General features: G+C 68.9%; 25 protein-coding genes and 1 pseudogene. 13 read left to right on the top strand and 13 right to left on the bottom strand.

Features of this window, described 5'->3' with window-relative positions:
- Positions 1–21 precede the first annotated feature (21 nt).
- From IE263_RS10270 to IE263_RS10285, 4 genes are read left to right on the top strand one after another with little or no spacing between them, the layout of a single operon-like run.
- Positions 22–1,083 carry an energy-coupling factor ABC transporter permease gene (locus tag IE263_RS10270; protein WP_189934635.1) on the top strand — a complete coding sequence of 354 codons (1,062 nt, stop codon included), beginning with the start codon at positions 22–24 and terminating at the stop codon, positions 1,081–1,083.
- Between the two features lies 1 nt (position 1,084).
- On the top strand, positions 1,085–1,846 hold the full coding sequence (gene cbiQ, locus IE263_RS10275) for a cobalt ECF transporter T component CbiQ (protein WP_189934637.1): 762 nt from the start codon (positions 1,085–1,087) through the stop codon (positions 1,844–1,846).
- Positions 1,834–2,610: an energy-coupling factor ABC transporter ATP-binding protein gene (locus IE263_RS10280; protein WP_189934639.1), complete on the top strand. Its 777-nt coding sequence runs from the start codon at positions 1,834–1,836 to the stop codon at positions 2,608–2,610. The genes cbiQ and IE263_RS10280 overlap by 13 nt, the downstream gene beginning before the upstream one ends.
- 11 nt (positions 2,611–2,621) lie before the next feature.
- Positions 2,622–3,089: a MarR family winged helix-turn-helix transcriptional regulator gene (locus tag IE263_RS10285; protein ID WP_189935332.1), complete on the top strand. Its 468-nt coding sequence runs from the start codon at positions 2,622–2,624 to the stop codon at positions 3,087–3,089.
- A gap of 318 nt (positions 3,090–3,407) precedes the next feature.
- Here IE263_RS10285 and IE263_RS10290 read toward each other — a convergent pair whose 3' ends face one another.
- From IE263_RS10290 to IE263_RS10300, 3 genes are read right to left on the bottom strand one after another with little or no spacing between them, the layout of a single operon-like run.
- Entirely contained in the window at positions 3,408–4,070 is a 663-nt protein-coding gene (locus IE263_RS10290; RefSeq protein WP_189934641.1) for a DUF5701 family protein, read from the bottom strand.
- 26 nt (positions 4,071–4,096) lie between these two features.
- Positions 4,097–4,477 carry a VOC family protein gene (locus IE263_RS10295; RefSeq protein ID WP_189934643.1) on the bottom strand — a complete coding sequence of 127 codons (381 nt, stop codon included), beginning with the start codon at positions 4,475–4,477 and terminating at the stop codon, positions 4,097–4,099.
- Positions 4,478–4,513: 36 nt separating this feature from the next.
- On the bottom strand, positions 4,514–5,197 hold the full coding sequence (locus tag IE263_RS10300; RefSeq protein WP_189934645.1) for a CatB-related O-acetyltransferase: 684 nt from the start codon (positions 5,195–5,197) through the stop codon (positions 4,514–4,516).
- Positions 5,198–5,332: 135 nt separating this feature from the next.
- Here IE263_RS10300 and IE263_RS10305 point away from each other — a divergent pair, with 135 nt between their 5' ends.
- The 3 genes from IE263_RS10305 (at position 5,333) to IE263_RS10315 (ending at position 7,799) form a co-directional block, all read left to right on the top strand.
- A complete protein-coding gene (locus IE263_RS10305) occupies positions 5,333–5,998 on the top strand; it encodes a TetR/AcrR family transcriptional regulator (protein ID WP_189934647.1) in 666 nt (221 codons plus the stop codon).
- Between the two features lie 159 nt (positions 5,999–6,157).
- The gene (locus IE263_RS10310; RefSeq protein ID WP_189935334.1) at positions 6,158–6,562 is read left to right on the top strand and encodes an organic hydroperoxide resistance protein; all 405 of its coding nucleotides are present in this window, start codon (positions 6,158–6,160) and stop codon (positions 6,560–6,562) included.
- Between the two features lie 73 nt (positions 6,563–6,635).
- The gene (locus IE263_RS10315; protein WP_189934649.1) at positions 6,636–7,799 is read left to right on the top strand and encodes a serine hydrolase domain-containing protein; all 1,164 of its coding nucleotides are present in this window, start codon (positions 6,636–6,638) and stop codon (positions 7,797–7,799) included.
- Positions 7,800–8,012: 213 nt separating this feature from the next.
- Here the strand turns inward: IE263_RS10315 and IE263_RS10320 are convergent, their stop codons facing one another.
- Entirely contained in the window at positions 8,013–8,288 is a 276-nt protein-coding gene (locus IE263_RS10320) for a DUF1876 domain-containing protein (protein WP_189934651.1), read from the bottom strand.
- A gap of 306 nt (positions 8,289–8,594) precedes the next feature.
- Here IE263_RS10320 and IE263_RS10325 point away from each other — a divergent pair, with 306 nt between their 5' ends.
- Positions 8,595–8,993, top strand: coding sequence for a VOC family protein (locus IE263_RS10325; protein WP_189934653.1), 399 nt, complete (start codon positions 8,595–8,597; stop codon positions 8,991–8,993).
- A 40-nt stretch (positions 8,994–9,033) separates the two neighbouring features.
- Here the strand turns inward: IE263_RS10325 and IE263_RS10330 are convergent, their stop codons facing one another.
- The 3 genes from IE263_RS10330 to IE263_RS10340 are packed head-to-tail and all read right to left on the bottom strand — an operon-like array spanning position 9,034 to position 12,370.
- Positions 9,034–9,441 carry a hypothetical protein gene (locus tag IE263_RS10330; RefSeq protein ID WP_189934655.1) on the bottom strand — a complete coding sequence of 136 codons (408 nt, stop codon included), beginning with the start codon at positions 9,439–9,441 and terminating at the stop codon, positions 9,034–9,036.
- Positions 9,438–12,008, bottom strand: a complete 2,571-nt coding sequence (locus IE263_RS10335) for a DUF6185 family protein (protein ID WP_189934657.1) — start codon at positions 12,006–12,008, stop codon at positions 9,438–9,440. The genes IE263_RS10330 and IE263_RS10335 overlap by 4 nt, the downstream gene beginning before the upstream one ends.
- On the bottom strand, positions 11,990–12,370 hold the full coding sequence (locus IE263_RS10340) for a hypothetical protein (protein WP_189934659.1): 381 nt from the start codon (positions 12,368–12,370) through the stop codon (positions 11,990–11,992). The genes IE263_RS10335 and IE263_RS10340 overlap by 19 nt, the downstream gene beginning before the upstream one ends.
- Before the next feature lie 482 nt (positions 12,371–12,852).
- Between IE263_RS10340 and IE263_RS10345 the strand changes: the two genes are divergently transcribed.
- Positions 12,853–13,194, top strand: coding sequence for a hypothetical protein (locus tag IE263_RS10345; protein WP_189934660.1), 342 nt, complete (start codon positions 12,853–12,855; stop codon positions 13,192–13,194).
- Between the two features lie 266 nt (positions 13,195–13,460).
- The gene (locus tag IE263_RS10350) at positions 13,461–14,144 is read left to right on the top strand and encodes a maleylpyruvate isomerase N-terminal domain-containing protein (RefSeq protein WP_229910886.1); all 684 of its coding nucleotides are present in this window, start codon (positions 13,461–13,463) and stop codon (positions 14,142–14,144) included.
- 247 nt (positions 14,145–14,391) lie between these two features.
- Here the strand turns inward: IE263_RS10350 and IE263_RS10355 are convergent, their stop codons facing one another.
- From IE263_RS10355 to IE263_RS10365, 3 genes are all read right to left on the bottom strand, one after another.
- Positions 14,392–14,883 carry a YbaK/EbsC family protein gene (locus IE263_RS10355; protein WP_189934662.1) on the bottom strand — a complete coding sequence of 164 codons (492 nt, stop codon included), beginning with the start codon at positions 14,881–14,883 and terminating at the stop codon, positions 14,392–14,394.
- A 184-nt stretch (positions 14,884–15,067) separates the two neighbouring features.
- Positions 15,068–15,277 carry a hypothetical protein gene (locus tag IE263_RS10360; protein ID WP_189934664.1) on the bottom strand — a complete coding sequence of 70 codons (210 nt, stop codon included), beginning with the start codon at positions 15,275–15,277 and terminating at the stop codon, positions 15,068–15,070.
- A 93-nt stretch (positions 15,278–15,370) separates the two neighbouring features.
- Complete coding sequence (locus tag IE263_RS10365; protein WP_189934666.1) at positions 15,371–16,645, bottom strand: hypothetical protein; 1,275 nt, start codon at positions 16,643–16,645, stop codon at positions 15,371–15,373.
- A gap of 526 nt (positions 16,646–17,171) precedes the next feature.
- Between IE263_RS10365 and IE263_RS10370 the strand changes: the two genes are divergently transcribed.
- Entirely contained in the window at positions 17,172–17,645 is a 474-nt protein-coding gene (locus IE263_RS10370) for a carboxymuconolactone decarboxylase family protein (RefSeq protein ID WP_189934668.1), read from the top strand.
- A 42-nt stretch (positions 17,646–17,687) separates the two neighbouring features.
- On the opposite strand, the gene IE263_RS10375 is transcribed toward IE263_RS10370, so the two are convergent.
- Positions 17,688–17,873, bottom strand: a complete 186-nt coding sequence (locus IE263_RS10375; protein WP_189934670.1) for a DUF397 domain-containing protein — start codon at positions 17,871–17,873, stop codon at positions 17,688–17,690.
- Positions 17,870–18,675, bottom strand: a pseudogene (locus IE263_RS10380) (helix-turn-helix domain-containing protein). The gene IE263_RS10375 and the pseudogene IE263_RS10380 overlap by 4 nt, the downstream one beginning before the upstream one ends.
- A gap of 48 nt (positions 18,676–18,723) precedes the next feature.
- Between IE263_RS10380 and IE263_RS10385 the strand changes: the two are divergent.
- Positions 18,724–19,167: an ATP-binding protein gene (locus IE263_RS10385; protein WP_189934672.1), complete on the top strand. Its 444-nt coding sequence runs from the start codon at positions 18,724–18,726 to the stop codon at positions 19,165–19,167.
- 66 nt (positions 19,168–19,233) lie between these two features.
- On the opposite strand, the gene IE263_RS10390 is transcribed toward IE263_RS10385, so the two are convergent.
- Complete coding sequence (locus IE263_RS10390; protein WP_189934674.1) at positions 19,234–19,845, bottom strand: lamin tail domain-containing protein; 612 nt, start codon at positions 19,843–19,845, stop codon at positions 19,234–19,236.
- Positions 19,846–20,254: 409 nt separating this feature from the next.
- On the opposite strand from IE263_RS10390, the gene IE263_RS10395 reads away from it, so the two are divergent.
- Positions 20,255–20,503 (top strand): hypothetical protein, encoded by a 249-nt coding sequence (locus IE263_RS10395; RefSeq protein ID WP_189934675.1) that lies wholly within the window; start codon positions 20,255–20,257, stop codon positions 20,501–20,503.
- The last annotated feature ends 136 nt before the right edge of the window (positions 20,504–20,639 follow it).

Below are 20,639 nucleotides of genomic sequence, written 5' to 3' on the forward strand. Positions count from 1 at the left end.
TTAAGCCACTATCATCGAACGGTGCACGTACCTGACGGATTCATCAACGCCCCCACCTCCGCCGTGACCGGAGTCGTCGCCGCGGGCGCCATCGCCGTGAGCCTGCGCGGCGCGCGCCGGGAGCTCGACGAACGCACCGCGCCGCTGGCCGGCCTGGTGGCCGCGTTCATCTTCGCCGTGCAGATGCTGAACTTCCCCGTCGCGGCGGGAACCAGCGGCCACCTGCTCGGCGGCGCGCTCGCCGCCATACTCGTCGGCCCCTACACAGGGGTCCTGTGCATCTCCGTGGTCCTGCTGATGCAGGGCATCCTCTTCGCCGACGGCGGGCTGACCGCGCTCGGTGTGAACATCACCGTGATGGGCTGCGTGACGACGGTCGTCGCGTACGCCGTCTTCCGGGGGCTGGTGAAGGTGCTGCCACGCGGTCGCCGGTCCGTCACCGTCGCGTCCTTCGTCGCCGCTCTCCTCTCCGTCCCGGCCGCCGCGCTCGCCTTCACGCTGCTGTACTGGATCGGCGGCACCACCGACGTGGCGATCGGCAAGGTCGCCACCGCGATGGTCGGCGTGCACCTGCTGATCGGCATCGGCGAGGCCGCGATCACCGCGCTGACCGTCGGCGCCGTCATCGCCGTACGGCCGGACCTCGTCCACGGGGCGCGCGGGCTGCAGCAGAAGCTGCAGTTGCGGGTGAACGGCGCACTCGTCGACGTACCCGCCGCCGAGGGGGCGCGCACGGCGCCCGTCGCGGCGCGCACCTCCCGGCGCACGCTGTGGGTGAGCGGTCTGGTCACCTCCCTCGTCCTCGCCGGCTTCGTCAGCTTCTACGCCTCCGCCAACCCGGACGGCCTGGAGAAGGTCGCCGCCGACAAGGGCATCGACGAGAAGGTCGAGGAGCACGCGGCCGCCGACTCCCCACTCGCCGACTACGGCGTCAAGGACGTCGACAACGCCCGCCTCTCCGGCGGTCTCGCGGGGGTGATCGGTGTCGGGGTGACCGTCGTCGCGGGCAGCGCGGTGTTCTGGGCGGTGCGCCGGCGCCGTGGCGTGGACGACGCGTCCCCGACGGCCGTGGAGAACGTCTGAGATGGGCGCCGGGCACGCGCACAGGCTCTACCGGCACGGGCACTCGCCCGTGCACGCCCTGCCCCCGCACACCAAGCTCGCGGCCACGTTCGCCTTCGTGGTGGTCGTGGTGTCGACACCGCGGGAGGCGATGTGGGCGTTCGGCCTGTACGCGGTCCTGCTCGGCCTCGTCGCGTTCCGCGCGCGCGTGCCGGCCGGTTTCCTGCTGAAGCGGCTGCTGATCGAGGTGCCGTTCGTCGCGTTCGCGGTGCTGATGCCGTTCGTGGCGGAGGGCGAGCGGGTGGACGTCCTGGGCGTGTCGCTCAGCGTCAACGGCCTGTGGGGCGCCTGGAACGTCCTCGCCAAGGGCACCCTGGGCGTCGCCACCTCCGTCCTCCTGGCCGCCACCACCGAGCTGCGGGAGGTCCTCCTCGGCCTGCAAAGGCTGAAACTCCCGCCGCTGCTGGTGCAGATCGCGTCCTTCATGATCCGCTACGGCGACGTCATCACGGACGAGCTGCGGCGCATGCGGATCGCGCGGGAGTCGCGCGGCTTCGAGGCGCGCGGGGTGCGGCACTGGGGGGTGCTCGCGAAGACGGCGGGCGCCCTCTTCATCCGCTCCTACGAGCGCGGGGAGCGCGTGCACCTGGCGATGGTGAGCCGGGGGTACGCCGGCGCGATGCCGGTGATCGACGAGGTGACCGCCTCGCGCGCTCAGTGGTCGTACGCGCTGACCCTGCCGTTCGCCGCGCTGGTCGTCTGCGTGTTGGGATGGGCTCTGTGACTGCTGCTGTGACGCCTCCGCCTTCCCTCGACGTGGCCGGACTGGCCTTCGCCTACCCCGACGGGCACCAGGCCCTCTTCGGCGTGGACTTCTCCATCGCGCGCGGGGAGCGGGTGGCGCTGCTCGGGCCGAACGGCGCCGGCAAGACCACCCTCGTGCTGCATCTCAACGGCATCCTCACCGGCGGCACCGGCACGGTGACGGTCGCCGGACTGCCCGTCGGCAAGCAGCACATGGCCGAGATCCGGCGCAAGGTCGGCATCGTCTTCCAGGACCCTGACGACCAGCTGTTCATGCCGACCGTGCGCGAGGACGTGGCGTTCGGGCCGGCCGCGGCCGGGATCAGGGGCGCGGAGCTGGAGGAGCGCGTGGACCGGGCGCTCGCGCGGGTCGGCATGGCGGAGTTCAAGGACCGCCCGCCGCACCACCTGTCCTTCGGGCAGCGCCGCCGGGTCGCCGTCGCGACCGTCCTCGCGATGGAGCCGGAGATCCTCGTCCTGGACGAGCCGTCCTCCAACCTCGACCCCGCGTCGCGCCGCGAACTCGCCGACATCCTGCGCTCGTTGGACGTCACCGTCCTGATGGTCACCCACGACCTGCCGTACGCCCTGGAACTGTGCCCGCGCTCCCTGATCCTGAGCGAGGGCGTGATCGCGGCGGACGGGCGCACGGCCGATCTGCTCGCCGACGACGCGCTCATGCGGGCCCATCGTCTGGAGCTGCCGTTCGGTTTCGATCCGCGCTCCGTGACAATGGGCGCGTGACGAACGGGCGCGTGACCAACGAGGAACCCCCCGCCGACGGCTCGCTGCTGCTGGACCAGCAACTGTGCTTCGCGCTGTACGCGGCCCAGCGCGCCGTGACGGCCGCCTACCGCCCCCTCCTCGACGAGCTGGGCCTGACCTACCCCCAGTACCTCGTGCTGCTGGTGCTGTGGGAGCGCGGCGAGACGACGGTGAAGGAGCTGGCGGCCGCCCTGCGGCTCGACTACGGGACGATGTCGCCGCTGCTGAAGCGGCTGGAGTCGGCGGGGCTGGTGCGCCGGGAGCGCTCGGCGCGCGACGAGCGCTCGGTGCTCGTCGCGTGCACGGGGCGCGGGGAAGAACTCAGGGGGCGCGCGGCGCGCGTACCCGGCGCCCTGCTCGCGGCGACGGAGCTCGGCGGCGCGCAGGTAGCGAGGTTGCGCGAGGAGCTGTGGCAGCTCGCACAACGGGCGGAGACGGCAGCAGAGCGCTCCCGCTGACACCGCCGCCCCGCGCTCCGGCCTCGCGGCCCGCGCTCCCGCCCCGCCAGCCACCGCCCCGGGGCAGCCCGGGACACCCGCCGGCAGGGCCCACCCCCGGTGACCTGAGACACCCGCCGGCGGGACCTACACCCCGCGCTCAGCGCGCACGCCCGGCGTGCACGCCCGGCGGCCTCACAACGCCACCCGCCCCCCGCTCCACCACCTCCCGCCCCCATCCCGGAGCGGGCGCCCGGGACAGCAGCCGACAGGGCCTACACCCCACGCCCGGCGCGCCCGCCCGGCGGCCTCACAACGCCACTCGCCCCCCCGCCCTGGCTACATCGCCCCGCCTCGGCCACCCGCCGAAGCCATGCCCAGCCACGTGTGCGGATTACCGGCCCAGCACCATCCCAGCTTCGGCGTGTTCCGGCTGATCCAGATCGCCGGGACCCGGCGGTCACTCGAGCGGGAGCCGCCGAGGGAGAAGCACTTGTTCTTGACGAGGAGTTGCGGGAAGTGGGTGACCAGGGCGACCCCCTCCTCGATGGTGAGCAGGGTGCGCCCGCGCTCGGCGATGACGTCCATGGCGTCGTTGGGGACGACATCGCAGAACTCCTCTCCCCGCTCGACGTCGAACAGGAGATAGGCGCGCCGGTCGGGAAGCGCCGTCGACGGGATGGCGACGAAGCGCTCCAGGGCGCCCGGTTCGAAGCTGCGGTCGACGAAGCCGGACTTGTCCTTGCCGCGCAGGGTGGTGAGGGGCATCGTCTGCTCGATCGGCACGACCTCACGGCTGACCACGAGCAGGAAGGGCACCCGGCCGCCCTCCGGGTCGTACGGCGTGGGGGCTGCGCCCAGGGCGAGGTCGCGCAACGGCGCGAGCAGCGCCGTGAACCGCTCCGGGTCGAGGCCGGCGAGGTCCGGGTAGCCGAGGTCGGTCAGGTTGCGGACCTGCCGGTCGAATTCGGTACCTGCGTCGAAGGAGGTCTGAGGAGTCATGCAGTCCTTTCGATGGGGGACGGTGGTCAGAGGTACGGCCTGGTGATCAGTTCGATGGCGTGTCCGGCGGGGTCCTTGAAGTAGACGCCGCGACCGCCGTGTTCGGTGTTGGTCTCGCCGGGGCGGGTCATCTGCGGGTCGGCCCAGTGCTCGACGCCCTGGTCCACGAGCCGGGCGTAGGTCCGGTCGAAGAGGTCGTCGTCGACGAGGAACGCGTAGTGCTGCATGAGGATCTCCTCGACCCCGGGCAGGACCGCGAACTGCAGCAGCACCCCCTCGTCGAGCAGCACGTTGGCGAACGGCCCCCACGAAGGCGCCTCGGGCAGTTCGAACAGCTCGCGGAAGAACCGCGCCGACTCGCCCGCGTCCTTGGCGGCGATGATGGTGTGGTTGAAGGTGACGGGCATGAGGGTCCCCCTGTTCAGGTGTGTGAGGCGCGCTGTTCAGGTGTGTGAGGCGCAGTCGTCTGCCGGAACGGCCTTCTCCAGGCCGTGCTCGGCCGCGATGCGCGCGATGTCGGCGGGTGTCCCGGCCATGATCGTGCGGCAGTTCTCGGTCACCAGGTCGACGGGCCAGTCCCACCACGCGGCCCGTAGCAGCCGCTCGACGTCGGCGTCGTCGAAGCGGCGCCGGATGGGCTTCGCCGGGTTCCCGCCGACGATCGTGTACGGCGGGACGTCGGCGGTGACCACGGAGCCGGCTGCGATGACGGCGCCGTCACCGATCCGTACGCCCGGCATGACGGTGCATTGGTAGCCGAACCAGACGTCGTTGCCGACGACGGTGTCACCGCGGCTGGGCATGCCGGTGACGATGTCGAGCGTCCGCTCGGTCCACTCCCCGCCGAACATGGTGAACGGGAAGGTCGACACCCCCATCGTCGGATGGTCCGCGCCGGCCATGAGGAACCGTGTGCCCGAGGCGATCGCGCAGTACCGGCCGATGACCAGCCGCTCGGGGCCGTAGGCGTACAGCACGTTGCGCTGCTCGAAGCCGGTGGCTCCGTCGGGGTCGTCGTAGTACGTGTACGCGCCCACCTCGATCTTCGGCGAGCTGACCAGGGGTTTCAGGAACACCACCCGCTCGTGGGCGGGCAGGGGATGGAGCACAGCAGGGTCGGGGGTCACTCGTAACAAGTAAGGGGTCCTCTCGACGGCCGGGGGCGGGCTCGGACCGCCCGCCCTCGACACGGGTACAAACTTATGTCCGACCTAGAAATATGTCAAGCACTTTTTTGGGTGCGACCTAGATATAGTGGAAGCATGAGCGGGCAGACGACGAGCCTGAGAGCCCTGAAGAAGCAGCAGACCAGGGAGAACATCTCGCGCCAGGCCACCAGGCTGTTCCTGGAGCGGGGCTTCGACAACGTGACGATCGCGGAGGTGGCGACGGCCGCGCAGGTGGCCAAGATGACCGTCACCAACTACTTCCCGCGCAAGGAGGACCTCGCGCTGGACCTGGCGGACGTCTTCGTCGAGATGCCGGCCACGACGATCCGCGAGCGCGCCCCGGGCGAGTCCGCACTGGCCGCGCTGCGTCGCGCCTACCTGGCTTCGGCGGCCGAGCAGGACCCGGTCATCGGCTTCTCGGGCCCGGAGTTCGCCCGCATGATCACCGGCAGCCACGCCCTGGTGACTCGCCTGCGCGACTTCCACGACGACCGGGAGAGGGCCATGGCCCGCGTCCTCACCGAGGAGACCGGCGCCGCCCCGGACGACATCCGCCCCCGCGTCGCCGCGGCCCAACTGGGCGCCGTCCATCGCCTGTTGTTCGAGGAGACCCTGCGCCTGACCCTGGACGGACGCCCCAACGACGAGATCGCGCAGATCGTCACCGACTACGCCCGCATCGCCTTCGGCGCCCTGGAGCCCTCCCTCGCCGACTACGCGGTCCGCCCGGCCGGCCGATCCGCCCTGACGTCACCCTGACGTCGTGTTACCCGCGGTTGCCACCCCCTGGTAAGCGAGCGCTCCCCTACCGGCCGGTACCTTGTGCACGATGTAATCGCACCATCCTCTGGGGGAGGGCCCGCCGTGACCGAGGACGACGCCGGCGCCGGCACTGTCGACACCCGTCCGACGAAGATCATGTACGTCGCCGAGGCGACCGCGCACGGTGGTCGGGACGGGTATGTGACCAGTCAGGACGGCCAGATCGAGCTGAAGGTGGCGATGCCGCCGGAGCTGGGCGGCGACGGGAACGGCACGAACCCGGAGCAGCTGTTCGCCGCCGGCTACAGCTCCTGCTTCCACAACGCGCTGATCCTGGTCGGCAACCGCGCGGGCTACGACCTGACCGGCTCGACGGTCGCCGCGAAGGTCGGGATCGGGCCGAACAAGTCCAAGGGCTACGGCCTCGCGGTCGCCCTCAGCGTGTCGCTGCCCGTGCTCGACGCCGACCTCGCCACGAAACTGGTGAACGCGGCGCACGAGGTGTGCCCCTACTCGAACGCGACGCGCGGCAACATCGACGTAACGATCCTTCTCGGCTAGCGGGACGCAGGAATCGCAGGCTGCGGGCGGGTGTTCTCCCCACGGTCGAAGGCGAGCCGAAAGGACGTAGGGCGTGGACGTGAACGGTGCGGTGGCCGCGGGCTTCGAGCCGGTCAGGGAGGCGTTCGTACGGAACTTCGAGGTGCTCGGGGACCGGGGTGCGGCGGTGACCGTCTACCGGGACGGGCGCAGGGTCGTCGACCTGTGGGGCGGCAGCCGGGACGTGGACGGCGGGGCGCCCTGGGAGCGGGACACCGCGCAGATCGTGCGGTCGGCGACGAAGGGGGTCGCCGCGGCCGTACTCCTGCTGCTGGTGCAGCGCGGGGAGCTGGATCCGGACGCGCCGGTGGGGGCGTACTGGCCGGAGTACAAGGCGGCCGGCAAGGAGCGGACGGTCGTACGGGATCTGCTCGCGCATCGTGCGGGGGTGCCCGTGCTGGACCGGCCGTTGACGCCCGCGGAGGCCGCCGACCCGGAGCTCGGTGCGGCGGCGGTGGCGGCGCAGACACCGGTGTGGGAGCCGGGGACGGACCACGGGTACCACGCGCAGACGTACAGCTGGCTGACCGGGGAGCTGGTGCGCAGGGTCACCGGGCGGACGATCGGCGCGTGGATCGCGGAGGAGATCGCCGGGCCGGTCGGGGCACAGCTGTGGCTCGGGCTTCCGGCGGAGCAGGCCGCGCGCGTGGGGCGGGTCGGGCAGGTCGAGACGCCCGCGCAGGCCGGGGCGTTGAGGACGCGGCCCAAGCGGGCCGTCGCCGACGCGTACGCCGACCCCGCCTCCCTCACCCGGCGCGCGTTCGCCGCGATCACGCCGATGCCCGACGAGAACGACCCCGCCTACCGGGCCGCCGCGCTGCCCGCCTCCAACGGGATCGCCACGGCGGACGGCCTGGCCCGTTTCTACGCGTCGCTGATCGGCGGGGTGGACGGCGGCACACGCCTCTTCACGCCCGAGACGGTCGAGCTGGCGCGTGGCGAGCGTTCGGCGGGGGCGGACCGCGTCCTGGTCGTGCAGACCCGCTTCGGCCTCGGCTACATGCTGCACGGCGCCGCGTCGCCGCTCCTGTCCCCCACCTCCTTCGGTCACCCGGGCCGTGGCGGCGCCCTCGGCTTCGCCGACCCGGAGTCGGGCATCGCCTTCGGGTACGTGACCAACGGGTTCCGTTCGAGCGTGACGGCGGACCCGCGGGCGCAGGCGTTGGTGCGGGCGGTGCGGACGGCGATCGTGGGCTGAACCGCCAGGACGGCTCAGCCCACGACCAGGACCACCCGGAGACGTGGACCAGACGCTGACCGGACGAGGCTCAGTCGCTGATCCGACGTGAATCAGACGCGGATCGGACGCGGATCGGACGCGGATCGGACGCGGATCAGACGTCGATCCAGTGTGATCAGACGTCGATCAGCGTCGACCCAGCCCTCGATTCAGCCCTCGATTCAGCCGTGATCAGACGTGGATCGGGTGCGACGTACGCCCCGACGCCTCGTCGATCTCCGTGTGGGCCTTGGTGAGGAGCTGCATGGCGAGCTCGTTCAGCGCCCGAGCGCCCGCTATCTCCTCGCCGACCCTTGGCTGGTTGGCGTCGACGCGGTGGCGGCTGGCGTGCCCATGGGCCCGGACCTCGGTCCCGTCGGGCAAGCGCACCAGCGCTGCCGCGCGCGTGTGCGTGTCGTCCTCCTCGAATTCCAGCTCGACATGCCATCCCACAGTGGTGTGCATCATGACGATCACCTCCGGAACATCTGATTCCAGGGTGCTCCTTCGGGCGGGCGGACGCACCCACGCGGATCGAAAGTCGTCAAGACGTCGTAGGCCCTCCCGTCGGTCCCGTGATGGCCGAGATCTTGATTGCGGCGGCCTGCGGCGGACCAGTACCGTCGGCCGGGTAGCCGGGTCGGCCATGGGCCATGCACGAGTGGGGCTCCCGGCCTCGGCGTGAGCGCGAGGCGGGCGCGGGGCCCGCCGTGATCTCCGTGTTCCTCGATCTCTTCCGCACAGGACACCGAGACCCGGAGACATCCACACCCCATGCCTGACCAGACGCCTCTCCCCCAGCTCAACCACACCGCCGTACTCGCCCGCGACCGGCGGCTCTCGGCCGAGTTCCTCGCCGCGATCCTGGGACTGCCGGTCGGCGCCCCCTTCGGCCCGTTCCTGCCGGTCGACCTCGGCAACGGCGTCACGCTCGACTTCTACGAGAAGCGGGACGAGCCGATCCAGTCCCAGCACTACGCGTTCCTCGTGCCGGAGGAGCAGTTCGACGCGATGATCGACCGTCTGGAGGCCGTCGGCGTCACGTACTACGCCGATCCCCAGCACACCGAACCCGGCCGGATCAACCGGCTCTTCGGCGGCCGGGGCGCGTACTTCGACGACCCCGACGGCCACAACATGGAGATCATGACGCGGCCGTACGCGCGGCCGTAGCCGCGCCGCGACGGGGATCTCCTTCGCTCGACGATGACGGTCAGCTCTCGCACCCCGTGATGTCGTCCTCGCAGTCCTGTACGTCCTCGGGGGCGACGGTGCTGAGTCGCCAGAGGACGAGTCCGTCGGCGTCCCGGTTCGGCGGGGCGATCCGGGCGCTGAAGGAGCCGCCGGCCGGGAGGTTGAACTGCTCCGCCTCGCGGTCGCCGCACTCCACCTCCCATTCGCTCGCCGTCTCACCCCGTACCAGAATCAGGGTGAGCGTGTGCGGCGCCGGGGTCTGGTAGGCGACGTCGAAGGTGTACGGTTTCGCGCCCCGCGTCGTGAGCGTCCTGTCCAGCCCCTCCCCCAGGGCCGCCGTGCCCGAGTCCTCGTCCGACCGCCGGAGCGCAGACCAGCCGGTGTCAGCCGTGACCGGCGCGCGACGGGCGGTCTGGCCGGCGGTCACTTGGTGGCGATCGCTTGCCAGATACCTGCCGCAGCCGCCAACTGCGTGATCAGGAAGGCGAGCTGCCCGGACAGCCCCTGCACCTGGTAGATCGATTTCAGCAGGCCGAAGCGTTTTGTCCAGTAGGGCCGTTCACGACGGAACGTGTCGGTGTCCACCCACATGCTCGTCAGGGTCAGCACAATGAGCATCAGGATGACGTTCAGGGTCGCCAGGCCCAGCTGTTTGAGGCCGATGCTGTGGTTGAGCGCGGCAACGACAATGATGGGCACGAGCCAGGCGATGAACAGGTTCAAAGCTCGCATGGGGCCACGCTCTCCGGGCAGCACACGCCACAGCGCACCAAGGACAAGTCCCGCACCGGCGAAGGAGATCTCCCGCGTCAGGAACGACCCGACCGCATCAGGAATGCCTGTGGGCAGGTCGACTGTGAATTCCCAGCGCTTGTCGCCATGCACATGCTGGTACCAGGCGGTGACTACGCTGGGGAGAATGCCGAAGAGGGAAGCCCAGCGGGCGGCGTTGAGCGCGTTCCCCCACCAACGCGGCTGCGGTCCCCAGCTGAGGGCGACATCGACCACGGACACCGGGTCCGGTAGGCAGGCGTGGCGACATCCGGTGGGCCGCCAGCGGTGCAGCGAGTGGAGTTGTTCCTCCAGGCTGCTTCTCCCGGTTTCCTCTGCGCCCGCGTGATCAACGAGGTGAAGCCGGTGGAGAAGATCGCGGCAGCGGCGGGCATCATCCATCAGCTGATCGTGCTTCGCCGGGTCGCTCAGTTCTGCTACGACGCAAGGTGTCTCTGCTTTCCGGTCCACCCGGCTCAGTACCGACCATCGACGCCCCGCCTTCACCACGGCGTAGAGTGCGACCATATTCAGAGGCAGCCAGAGGCCGTACACCGCCGCCACGCTTCCCGCGAACGGGACAGCCCTCACCACGACGATGGCGAAGACGGCGGTCACCAGCAGCAGATCCACCCCCTCCGGTCCCAGGGACGTCTCCGGTCCGGTCCGGGATTTGCTGTGGAGGAGCGCCACCAGTGCGATCCCGGCCAGTACCCACGTGTAGGTGTATATCCACTGAGGACCCATGAATGCGAAGTCCGCGAGTTGCTGACTCAGGGCGCTCCTGTAATCGATGCCGAAAACAGAGCCGGCGTCCCCCATCCAGTCGGCGCGTTCCCACTTCTTGTGGAAAGAGAAAACACGGCACGCCACCACCACAGCTGCGACGACAGCCAGTGCCACCCCGACCACGACGACAGGGCGGAGGAGAGGCGCGGCCGGGCTTACGCCCGAGGACTCGGGACGCTCAGGTCGGCCTTCACCCGCGGGTTCGCCCAACTTCCCTTCCCGTGCGAAACGCCACGCCCAAGCAACGATCGCGGTCAGCCATAGCCACAGCATGGAGAAGTCCAGCAGAGCCAGTCCGACAATTCCTGAAGTCGGCGGCGAGGCTTTCGGCATCAGATTGGTCGGGAGGCCGAAGAGGTGAGGGGACACGATCACCAGCAGACCGGTCACTGCCGCCACCCCCGCGAAAACGCAAGCGACCGCCTTGCGGTTCCTCATTCCTCTGTGATGGCCGTCGGAGCCCTGCTTCAACGGAAGCCATGGCCGCGCGAGGAGCACGAGAGTGAAACCCGACGAGATGCCGATGAACGCGCGCCAAGGGTTCACGCGAGGAGAGGGTTGAAGCAACAGCAGCAATGTGAGACCGAGGGCCGCACTCACCCCTGCCCACTGCAAAGCCGTGTAGGCCAAATCGGTCTTTCTGCGGAGCGGCCATGCTGACGCGGCGATCACGATGGAGGCGGCGATCCACCAGGAGACGACACCCAGAGAACGGATCCACGAAGCGCGGCCCTGCCTGGCAAGATCCTTTGGCGGCGCCATGGTGACGTAAATCGCCTTTTCGGATTCCGGCTTGTATCCGCTCCACACCCTGCTGTCTTTATCGGCGATCGAGACTTCGGGCACATCGGGCACATCGCTGATTTTCAGACCGCCTGGATCGACCTCGATCCGCTGCCACGTGGATTTGGCCAGAGCGCCCGATGGATGGAGGGTGACTTTCCAGCCCTTGGTCCCGACCTTGACCGTCCATGGACCTACTTCGAACATGCCGGCCGAGCGGATGAGATTCCATGATTCATACTTCACCACGACCGCGTCTTTTTCTGTGGACGGCTGGTCGACGGTCGACGGCCACTCCGGGTACCACGTGTTGAGGTCGATATCCTGGGATGAGTTTCTCCCGAGCAGCAGACAGTGGAGCGCACGACGGTAACTGGGCACATCTGGACTGAGTGTCAGGTCGTCTGCATCCTCGTTCTTTTGTTTCGGCACCTTGATGGTGGTCACCTGTAGCGCCTTGACGAATTCGGTATGCTTTCGACTGAAGGAAAGCTCGGCAGTGACGTTTATCTTATGCGGTTCGCCGATTGTCGGGCACTTACTTGCATCGACGGCATGCGCCTCAACCGGTAGGACTGCCCAGCACCCGAGCGTGGCGATGGCGAGCAGGATCCACCGCCACGCAAGGAACCTCATTTCTGCGGCGGACATCCGCTGTAGGGGTCGCACACCAGGACGACCTCATAGGGGTCGTCGGCGAACTCGACGCGGCGTGAGTGGTCGACGCCGGGGAGAAACCGCCACTGGGTGGGCTTGCTGTGCTTGGTCCGGTTCACCTTCTCCACGCGGGTGTGGAGGGTGCGTGTCTCTGCATCGGTCGTCTCGGCCAGGATCTCGCCCTCAGCCAGAGGAAAATGGTCGTGCAGCAGGCACAGGCCGAAGCGCTCGAGGTTGCCGTGCCTTTCCAGGACCGCGACCAACTCCTGGACGAATACCGCGTCCTGCGGTCCGAGAGGTTCGGCCTCCTCGAACCGCGGGAGACTCGGCTTCGAGGTCTCCTTATGAGTGCTCACCGCGACCTCCATGATTACCTAGAGGATCCACAGTGTCACCGTAAGTGCCCACAGGGTGCCCCGCCACCCGACCCAGACCGGACACGACCCCGGGCGCACCCATAGGCGTCGCGAAGCCGATGACGCGTCGGTGATGAGCAGCAGGGCGGCATCGGTGTGCGGCCCTGACTCAGGACGGTGACGAAGAGGGCTGCGCCCAGCAGGCCGAGGGCGGCGAAGGGGCGGCGGGTGGTGACGACTCCGAAGAGCCCCGGCTCACCGCGCCCTGCTCGAGTGCGGAGAACCAGTAACCGTCGCTGAGGAAACGTCAGCGCCGCATAACGTATTTCGGTTTAAAAAATCATAGCTTTCAGCGTGGCAGAGGTGTGGAGATAAGCGCCATTGGGACTTTGGGTTGGCCATGGATACCGCGCGTCACTTACCGTCTGTGTCCGTCGATGCGGCCCGTCGCGGACTGCATCGCACAGAGGAACGGAGAAGCAATGCGTAAGTTCCAGAAGGTCGCTGTTGTCGCGGCCACGGTCGGTAGCGTCGGCCTCGCCGGGATGGGGACTGCCCAGGCACAGGGCCACGACGGTGAGGACGACCACGGCAAGAAGCCGAGCGTTGTCTACAACATCGAGTACAACTGCTATGTAGGCGGTGACGTAAACTCCACAACCCCCAGCGAGGGTTTCTCGACCCTGGCCATCCTCGTGGATCCTCCGTTCTTCGTGTCGGCCGCCACCCAGCCGCAGGGAGTCAACTCGAACGCGTCTATCTGCTCTCCCGGAACCACCACGATCTTCAACGAGCCTGACCCGGCCCAGGTCTCCAGTAGTTGACGACTGAGAGCCCATGGTGCTCGTGTCCCTGCACGAGCACCATAGGCTGCCGAGGTGTTCAGGTTGACCTCGTGGATTCCGTGAGCCCATGAACGCCCTTGATGCCCTCCTGGACGCCGGAGTTGAACCCGGCGGAGGGCATACGGCCAGTTCTCAAACAGCATCTGGCCGACATTGCCGTCGACTGTTTCCGCTTCTTGAATTCGAGCCCCAGATTGACTGACATCATTCTCGTTGCCGAGACGCCTGATCGGTAGCTTGATCCAATGGATCAAGCTCAGGTGATGCAGACTCTTGAAGGCGAGGTCGGCGCGCTCGTCCGCGGCCTCTCCGATCTGTCGGAAAAGGACTGGGAGCGCCCGACTCGTTGCGAGCCGTGGCGAGTACGGGAGCTACTGAGTCACATCCACGTTGTGGTCGGATGGCTTCCGGTGATGCTGGCAGCGCCGGCGCCGCCACATGCCGAGATTTCCGCGGCGGAGTACTACCGACCGGACGACCGCTTCGCACCGCAGACCAATGCGGCCCGCATCGAGCTTGCCCAGCAGCATGCAGCGGCCCCGGTGCGCGGTGCCGCCCTGGTGAAGGACTTCGCTGCCTTGTGGCAGCAGGTGGACCGGCTGTGCCAGGCCCAGCCGCACGGACGAGTGGTGCGCACTCGCCACGGGGACGCCATGCTGCTGTCCGAGTTTCTGCTGACCCGCCTGGTCGAAGTCGCCGTCCACGGCCTGGACCTGGCGGACGCACTCGAGCAGGAGCCTTGGCTGACCCATGCTGCTGGGGAGCTGATAGCGGGGCTGCTCGGGGGCCCGGACCCAGCAGACATGGCGCGTGAGCTCGGCTGGGACACTGCGAGGCTTGTGCGCAAAGCCTCCGGGCGAGAACCGTTGGAAGGCCAGGAAGCCGTCCAGGTCGAGCGGCTCGGTCTGCAATGGCTCACGCTCGGCTGACCTTCGAACGAAGCCGGAGCTGAGTTGCATTGCAGGCTCGGGCATCGGAGCGCTCAGCCGTGCACGATCAACCGGCGTACACCTGCGGGTGACCAGCCCGACGCGGGCCGACCACGACCCCGGCCATACCGAGGACTCACGGCGCAGGACGACACCGAGGTGCAGGGCCGGAGGACGGTGAAAGTTTCGCCGCGCCAGCGGGTGAACGCGTACGTGGCGAACAGGACGGCCGCGGTGACCAGTGGGGTCACACGGTGTGCTCGCGTACGTCCACGAGGGTCGCGCCGGCGTGTTCGACCAGCTCCTCGGGGGCCATGGGGAAGACGGTGTGCGGGGTGCCCGCGGCGGCCCAGACGACGTCGTGCGCGAGGAGGCTGCGATCGGCCAGGACGCGGGTGCGGGTGCGGTGCCCGAAGGGCGGTACGCCGCCGATCGCGTACCCCGTCGTCTCCCGTACGACGTCTGCGGCGGCCCGCGTCACCTTGTCCGCGCCGAGTTCCTTGCGGACGAGGTCGACGTCGACCCTGGACGCCCCGTCCATCAGCACCAGCACCGGCACCCCGTCCGCCGCGAAGATCAGCGACTTGCAGATCTGGCTCAGCTCACACCCGATCGCGGCGGCGGCCTCGGCGGCGGTACGGGTCGCGTCGGGGAAGCGGCGGATGCGGGTGTGCAGGTCGTCGAGGCCCAGCTCGCGCAGGGCTTCCGAGAAACGGGGGTGGGCTTCGGGCGTCGTCATGGACAGGGACGGTAGCGGTGGGTGCAGGGAGCGGGCGAGTGGGTTGTCGACCGCTTCTCGGAGTGGGCTCCTCTGCCGGATCCTTGAGAGGTCGTTCTCTCCCGTTGGCCGCCTCCGGCCCCGCCCGGGGAACTGGCCGGGCGGGGCCGGAGGCGGATGCGCTCCCAGGTGTGGTGAGCGGTTTCTAGTGGTAGACGGTGCCGATGTTGGTGGACCGGTTGACGGCCGTGCACTGGACCTGTCGGCGGCTGCCGGTGGCGGTGACCGTCAGATCATTGGGGTTGCCGCAGTTGTTGTTCTGCCGGCCCGACTGTGCGGTGTTCTGCTGAGACAGACCCATCGCGCTGGAGCCGCCCTCCGCCTTCGCGCCGTGGCCGATCTCCCTCGTTCCCACGTTCGTGGACTCATCGACCGTCGCACACCCGATCTCCGACCGGCTGTCCGTCAGGTCGATGTCCGAGTCATTGAGGTTGGCGCAGTTGTTGTTCTACCGCCCCTCCTGCGCCGTGTTCTGCTGGAACACGCTGCCGCCGGTGCTGGAGCCGCCTTCGGCGTGAGCTTCGCCGCCCTTGACCAGGCTGTGCTTGGTGCGGGAGGCGTCCTTGTTCACACACCCGCTCTCCTGCCGCCCACCACCACTCGCGCCGACGGCGGAGCGGTTGGGGTTGGCGCAGTTGTTGTTCTGCCGACCCTCCTGCGCGGTGTTCTGCTGGAACCCGCTGCTGGTGCTGGAGCCGCCCTCGGCACGCGCCCCGCCCCCCTTGACCACGCTGTGCCTGGTGCGGGAGGCATCCTTGTTCACACACCCGCTCTCCTGCCGCCCACCACCACTCGCGCCGACGGGGGAGAAGTTGGGGTTGGCGCAGTTGTTGTTCTGCCGCCCCTCCTGTGCCGTGTTCTGCTGGGCCACGCTGCTGGTGCTGGAGCCGCCCTCGGCGCGCGCCCCGCCCCCCTTGACCACGCTGTGCCTGTTGCGGGAGGCATCCTTGTTCACACACCCGCTCCCCTGCCGCCCACCATCGATCGCGATGACGCTGGGGCCGTCGGGGTTGGCGCAGTTGTTGTTCTGCCGACCCTCCTGCGCGGTGTTCTGCTGGAACCCGCTGCTGGTGCTGAAGCCGCCCTCGGCACGCGCCCCGCCCCCCTTGACCACGCTGTGCCTGGTGCGGGAGGCATCCTTGTTCACACACCCGCTCCCCTGCCGCCCACCATCGATCGCGATGACGCTGCTGACGTTGGGGTTGGCGCAGTGGTTGTTCTGCCGCCCCTCCTGCGCGGTGTTCTGCTGGACCACACCACCCGTGCTGGAGCCGCCCTCGGCGCGCACCCCGCTCCCCTTGACCACGCTGTGCCTGGTGCGGGAGGCATCCTTGTTCACACACCCGCTCCCCTGCCGCCCACCATCGCTCGCGGTGACGTCGGAGCGGTTGGGGTTGGCGCAGTTGTTGTTCTGCCGCCCCTCCTGCGCGGTGTTCTGCTGGACCACACCACTCGTGCTGGAGCCGCCCTCGGCGTGTGCCCCGCCCCCCTTGACCACGCTGTGCCCGTTGCGGGAGGCATCCTTGTTCACACACCCGCTCCCCTGCCGCCCACCATCGCTCGCGGTGACGCTGCTGACGTTGGGGTTGGCGCAGTGGTTGTTCTGCCGACCCTCCTGCGCGGTGTTCTGCTGGAACACACCGCCGGCGCCGGAGCCGCCCTCGGCGCGCGCCCCACCCCCCTTGACCACGCTGTGCTTGTTCCACGAGGCGTCGTCGGTCACGCAGCGCACGCTTGTCCGGCTGTCCGTCAACTCAAGGTCTGCGGCAGGGGAGTTTTCCTGTGCACAGTTGTTGTTCTGCCAGCTCTCCTGTGCGGTGTTCTGCTGGAACAGCTCACCAGCGGTACTCGAGCCACCCGCTGCGACGGCGTCCGGGTCATCGGCAACGGCGATCCCGCAGTTGGCAGACGCCAGGCCGCCGACAGCCAAGGCCACCAGTGTGGCCATCCTGATCCTGTGTGTGCGCACCCATTCCTCCCGGGCGGGCTCGGGGTGCCGGGTTCACCGGCCTCCCCTCCGGAACGACGGCGGAGCCCAGTGCGGCATGGCCCGGGCCATGCTCACTCCCTGGACGGCCTATCAATTCCCCCCTGTAGGCCTGCCGCGCGCATTCGAACGGGCCCGACGCCGTCAGACCAGCCGGCCACCGAGCCCAGGTGAGAGACGCACGTCACATTTGGCCATGTCACAGCTCGCCGGGCCGATCCGTCAATGAGGTGTAGCCACGACAACGACAAAGGAGTTCGTCATGGAAGCCCGCCTGAACCTCTTCGAGAGCCCGCTCGCCGCCAAGCTCCTGAAGCACTTCGTCTCGGCCGGCAAGGTGGTCTCGGACTCGACGCTGCCGGCCGCGACCCGGGAACTGGTGCTGCTCCGCGCCAGTCAGATCAACGGCTGCGCCTTCTGCACCGACATGCACACCAAGGACGCCGCGCACGCCGGGGAGACCGCTCAGCGTCTCCACCTGGTCGCCGCCTGGCGGGAGGCCAAGGTGTTCACGGAGGCCGAGCGCGCCGCCCTGGAGCTGACCGAGCAGGGCACCCGTATCGCCGACGCGGCCGGTGGCGTCACCGACGAGGCCTGGGCGAACGCCGCCAAGCACTACGACGAGGAGCAGCTCGTCGCCCTGGTGGCGACCATCGCCACCATCAACGCCTTCAACCGACTGAACGTCATCGTTCAGCAGCCCGCCGGGGACTACCAGCCCGGCCAGTTCGCCTGACGAGGAAATCGGCGGTTGACCCGGCCGACGGCCGGGTCAACCTCATTTCTCGGCGTACGTGAGGAAGTCCGCCCAGGCGCCGGGAGAGACGGTGAGCATGCCGTGGCCAGGGTTCTTGGAGTCGCGGATGTGGACGGTGGCGGAGGTGGTGGCCACTTCGACGCAGTCGCCGGGTTCGCTGCTGTCGCTATAGCTGCTCTTGAACCAGTGCAGTTGCATGGCGCTCATAGTCTCCCCAGCATGTGCTCGATGAAGGCCTGCGACTCCCTCGGTGTGAGAGCCTGCGCTCGGATCATCCCATAGCGCAATTCAAGGATCCGGAGATCCCTGGGGCTCGAGACCGGGCGGCCGTTGAACGCGCCGTCGGAGCGTCCGATCGCCGTGCCGTCGGCGAACTTCAGCACGTCAACCAGGCCCTGCATCCCAGCGTGGTCCTCGCGGTCGGTCGGCATGACCTGCAACGTGACGTTCCTCAACTGCCCTACCTCCAAGAGGTGTTCGAGTTGTCGGCGCAACACCATCTTCCCGCCGATCGGCCTTTCGAGCGTTACCTGTTCCTGGACGAAACCGAGCGTCGGAGCGGGTTCCCGATCGAAGACCGCCTTGCGGGACATGCGTGCGGCCGTCTCCCTGTCCACCACGTCCGGGGCGAGCGCGGGTTGATGGGTCTCGAACAGCGCCTTCGCATACTCCGGCGTCTGCAACAGGCCGTGGATGTTGTGGTTGCGGTAATGGAGCAGTTCAACCGCGCGGGCCTCCAACTCGGCCAGTTCCCGCACCTTTTGGGATACCTGGCCTTTCTCATGTCCTCCATGAAGGCCTTGAGGTGCCCCTGCGCCTTGAGGACCTGGTCCGCTCGTTCCAGGAACTCCGGGCGGGGGATGCGCACCCCTCGTTCCATCTTGCGGATCATGTCCTCGCCGTACCCCATGGTCTCCGCCAGGTCGGCCGGTCGCATCCCTGCCGCCTCACGACAGACCTTGAGCAGGCGTCCTACCGCCTGGACAACCGGCTCGACCTCGTCCCCCACAGGCGTCGCCGCTCACTCAAGTAAGCAACAGCAGCCACGCTGAGTGACATGAATCAAGGAACCCGTGCCCCTGAAAACAACCTCCGCGCTCACTTCCGCAACTTCAGCGTCCTGTTGTCCCCCACGCCCCGCGGCGCCCGTCTGGCGCGCCTGCTCGCGACCGAGCAACTCCGGGAGTGGGGGCTGCCGTTGGACACCGCGCCGCTGATCGTGGCCGAGCTGGCGGCGAACGCGGCGACCCATGGGCGGGTCCCGGGGCGGGACTTCCGGCTGACGCTCTACGTCATCGCCGACACCCTCCGTATCGAGGTCACGGACACCCTCGGCGACCGGCTCCCCCGGCTGGACCGCCCCTCTCCCGACTCGGACTCCGGCCGAGGGCTCCTCCTCGTGGACGCCCTGGCCCACCGCTGGGGTGTCGTACCGGAGCCGTGTCCGCGCAAGACGGTGTGGGCGGAGGTGCTGTGCGGGCCGGGGCGGCACGGGACATAGACGAGCGGCGCGCCCGGCCCGGGAGGAGGAAGGGCTGGACGCGCCGCTGTTCACGCGGGCTCGGTGTCAGTGACGGTTGCCGTCGTGGTGGCGGTCGCCGTCGTGGTGGCGGTTGCCGCCGTGGTGGCGGTCCCCGTCGCGGTAGCGGTCGCCGCCGTGGTGGCGGTCCCCGTCCCGGTAGCGGTCCCGGTCGCGGTAGCGGTCCCGGTCGCCGTGGTGGCGGTCGCCCCAGGAGGCCTCGTCGACGATGCGGTGACGGTCGTTGCGCAGGGTGGCGGTGCCGAAGTGGTTGTCCCACACATGGCGGTTGCGGTCCAGGTACAGGTCGGAGCGGGTGTCGCGGCCCTCGCCGGTGTGGACGCGGACGGTGGCGCGGGCGGCCAGCCGGTAGCGGTCGAAGGTGTACTTCCGGCCGTCCTCGTCCGACAGCGTCCACCCCTCGAGGTTGATCGCGTGGCGGGTGTTGTTGGTGAGTTCCACCCACTCCTTGTTCAGGGAGTGGTTGGCGCGGGTGTCACGGCCCGGCGCGTCGTACTGGACGGCGCTGATCTCCACCTGGGGCCGGTCCGGGCGCGGGTGCCCGGCGGCGGACGCCGGCAGGGCCACCGCGCCGATCAGGGCGGCGGCCGCGAGCGAGGCGGCGGCCAGACGGCGGGCGGAAACAGGGGAAGCGGACACAAGGTCTCCTTGCGTGGGGCGTTGCGGGTCGCGACCGGTCGGCCGCAGGACCACACCTGACCACCCGACACGGCCCGTTCGCCGTATCCGCGCCCTCTGTTACTGATCCTTCACATTTCAGTGACGTTCGCATGCAATGTCCATTGATGCGCCGAATGCGCAAGGGTGCCGCTCCGCCGCCGTTTCCGGCCCGCTCCGGTGCGGGTCCTCACCCGAAAGTGCGTCACAGACGACGGGACCCGGGCAGTTCAGCAGGTCATATGAGCGCTCGGCGCCGGACTGCTGCATCCGGGTGGTCCCTGCTGTCGTCCGGAACCGGGCTCACCGACGGTGAAGTCCCTTAGCGCAACGCAGAGTTCGGGCACCCCGGTGTTCGAACACCCCGTGCATGAGAGGAAGGAGCCTGACCATGGCCCACACCACCCTGATCGGCCGGCAGTCCCAGGCACACGACGACTTCCTGCTGCCGCCGCCCAACCCCGCCCAGCGCGTCGACGTCGTCCTCGATCCGCGTGACGTCCGCCGTCTGGAGATCCACGCCGCGCTCACCATCGCCGGTATCGCGCCCATGCCGGGCGATCTGGAGGCCATCGAGCACCTCAGCTCCCTCCCCCACAGCGTCCACACCGCGCTGCACCGCTGGCTGACCGCGTCGTAGCAGGGCATGAAGTCGTCGCAGAGCAGGAACTCGTAGCAGAGCAGGAACTCGTAGCAGGGCATGAAAGAGGCCGGTGAGGGCGCCCCGTCCCCACGGAGCCCTCACCGGCCGTCCTTCGACTGCGCCCGCTCAGCGC

It is taken from the genome of Streptomyces aurantiogriseus, from assembly GCF_014649375.1.
GTDB lineage: Bacteria > Actinomycetota > Actinomycetes > Streptomycetales > Streptomycetaceae > Streptomyces > Streptomyces aurantiogriseus.

Coding starts and splice junctions, on each gene's coding strand:
- IE263_RS10370 (WP_189934668.1), top strand. CDS start 17,172: ATGGAAGCCCGCCTGAACCTCTTCGAGAGCCCGCTCGCCGCCAAGCTC.
- IE263_RS10280 (WP_189934639.1), top strand. CDS start 1,834: ATGGGCTCTGTGACTGCTGCTGTGACGCCTCCGCCTTCCCTCGACGTG.
- IE263_RS10395 (WP_189934675.1), top strand. CDS start 20,255: ATGGCCCACACCACCCTGATCGGCCGGCAGTCCCAGGCACACGACGAC.
- IE263_RS10295 (WP_189934643.1), bottom strand. CDS start 4,477: ATGCCCGTCACCTTCAACCACACCATCATCGCCGCCAAGGACGCGGGC.
- IE263_RS10290 (WP_189934641.1), bottom strand. CDS start 4,070: ATGACTCCTCAGACCTCCTTCGACGCAGGTACCGAATTCGACCGGCAG.
- IE263_RS10335 (WP_189934657.1), bottom strand. CDS start 12,008: ATGTCCGCCGCAGAAATGAGGTTCCTTGCGTGGCGGTGGATCCTGCTC.
- IE263_RS10375 (WP_189934670.1), bottom strand. CDS start 17,873: ATGAGCGCCATGCAACTGCACTGGTTCAAGAGCAGCTATAGCGACAGC.
- IE263_RS10310 (WP_189935334.1), top strand. CDS start 6,158: ATGTACGTCGCCGAGGCGACCGCGCACGGTGGTCGGGACGGGTATGTG.
- IE263_RS10320 (WP_189934651.1), bottom strand. CDS start 8,288: ATGATGCACACCACTGTGGGATGGCATGTCGAGCTGGAATTCGAGGAG.
- IE263_RS10350 (WP_229910886.1), top strand. CDS start 13,461: ATGGATCAAGCTCAGGTGATGCAGACTCTTGAAGGCGAGGTCGGCGCG.
- IE263_RS10305 (WP_189934647.1), top strand. CDS start 5,333: ATGAGCGGGCAGACGACGAGCCTGAGAGCCCTGAAGAAGCAGCAGACC.
- IE263_RS10325 (WP_189934653.1), top strand. CDS start 8,595: ATGCCTGACCAGACGCCTCTCCCCCAGCTCAACCACACCGCCGTACTC.
- IE263_RS10355 (WP_189934662.1), bottom strand. CDS start 14,883: ATGACGACGCCCGAAGCCCACCCCCGTTTCTCGGAAGCCCTGCGCGAG.
- IE263_RS10385 (WP_189934672.1), top strand. CDS start 18,724: ATGAATCAAGGAACCCGTGCCCCTGAAAACAACCTCCGCGCTCACTTC.
- IE263_RS10345 (WP_189934660.1), top strand. CDS start 12,853: ATGCGTAAGTTCCAGAAGGTCGCTGTTGTCGCGGCCACGGTCGGTAGC.
- cbiQ (WP_189934637.1), top strand. CDS start 1,085: ATGGGCGCCGGGCACGCGCACAGGCTCTACCGGCACGGGCACTCGCCC.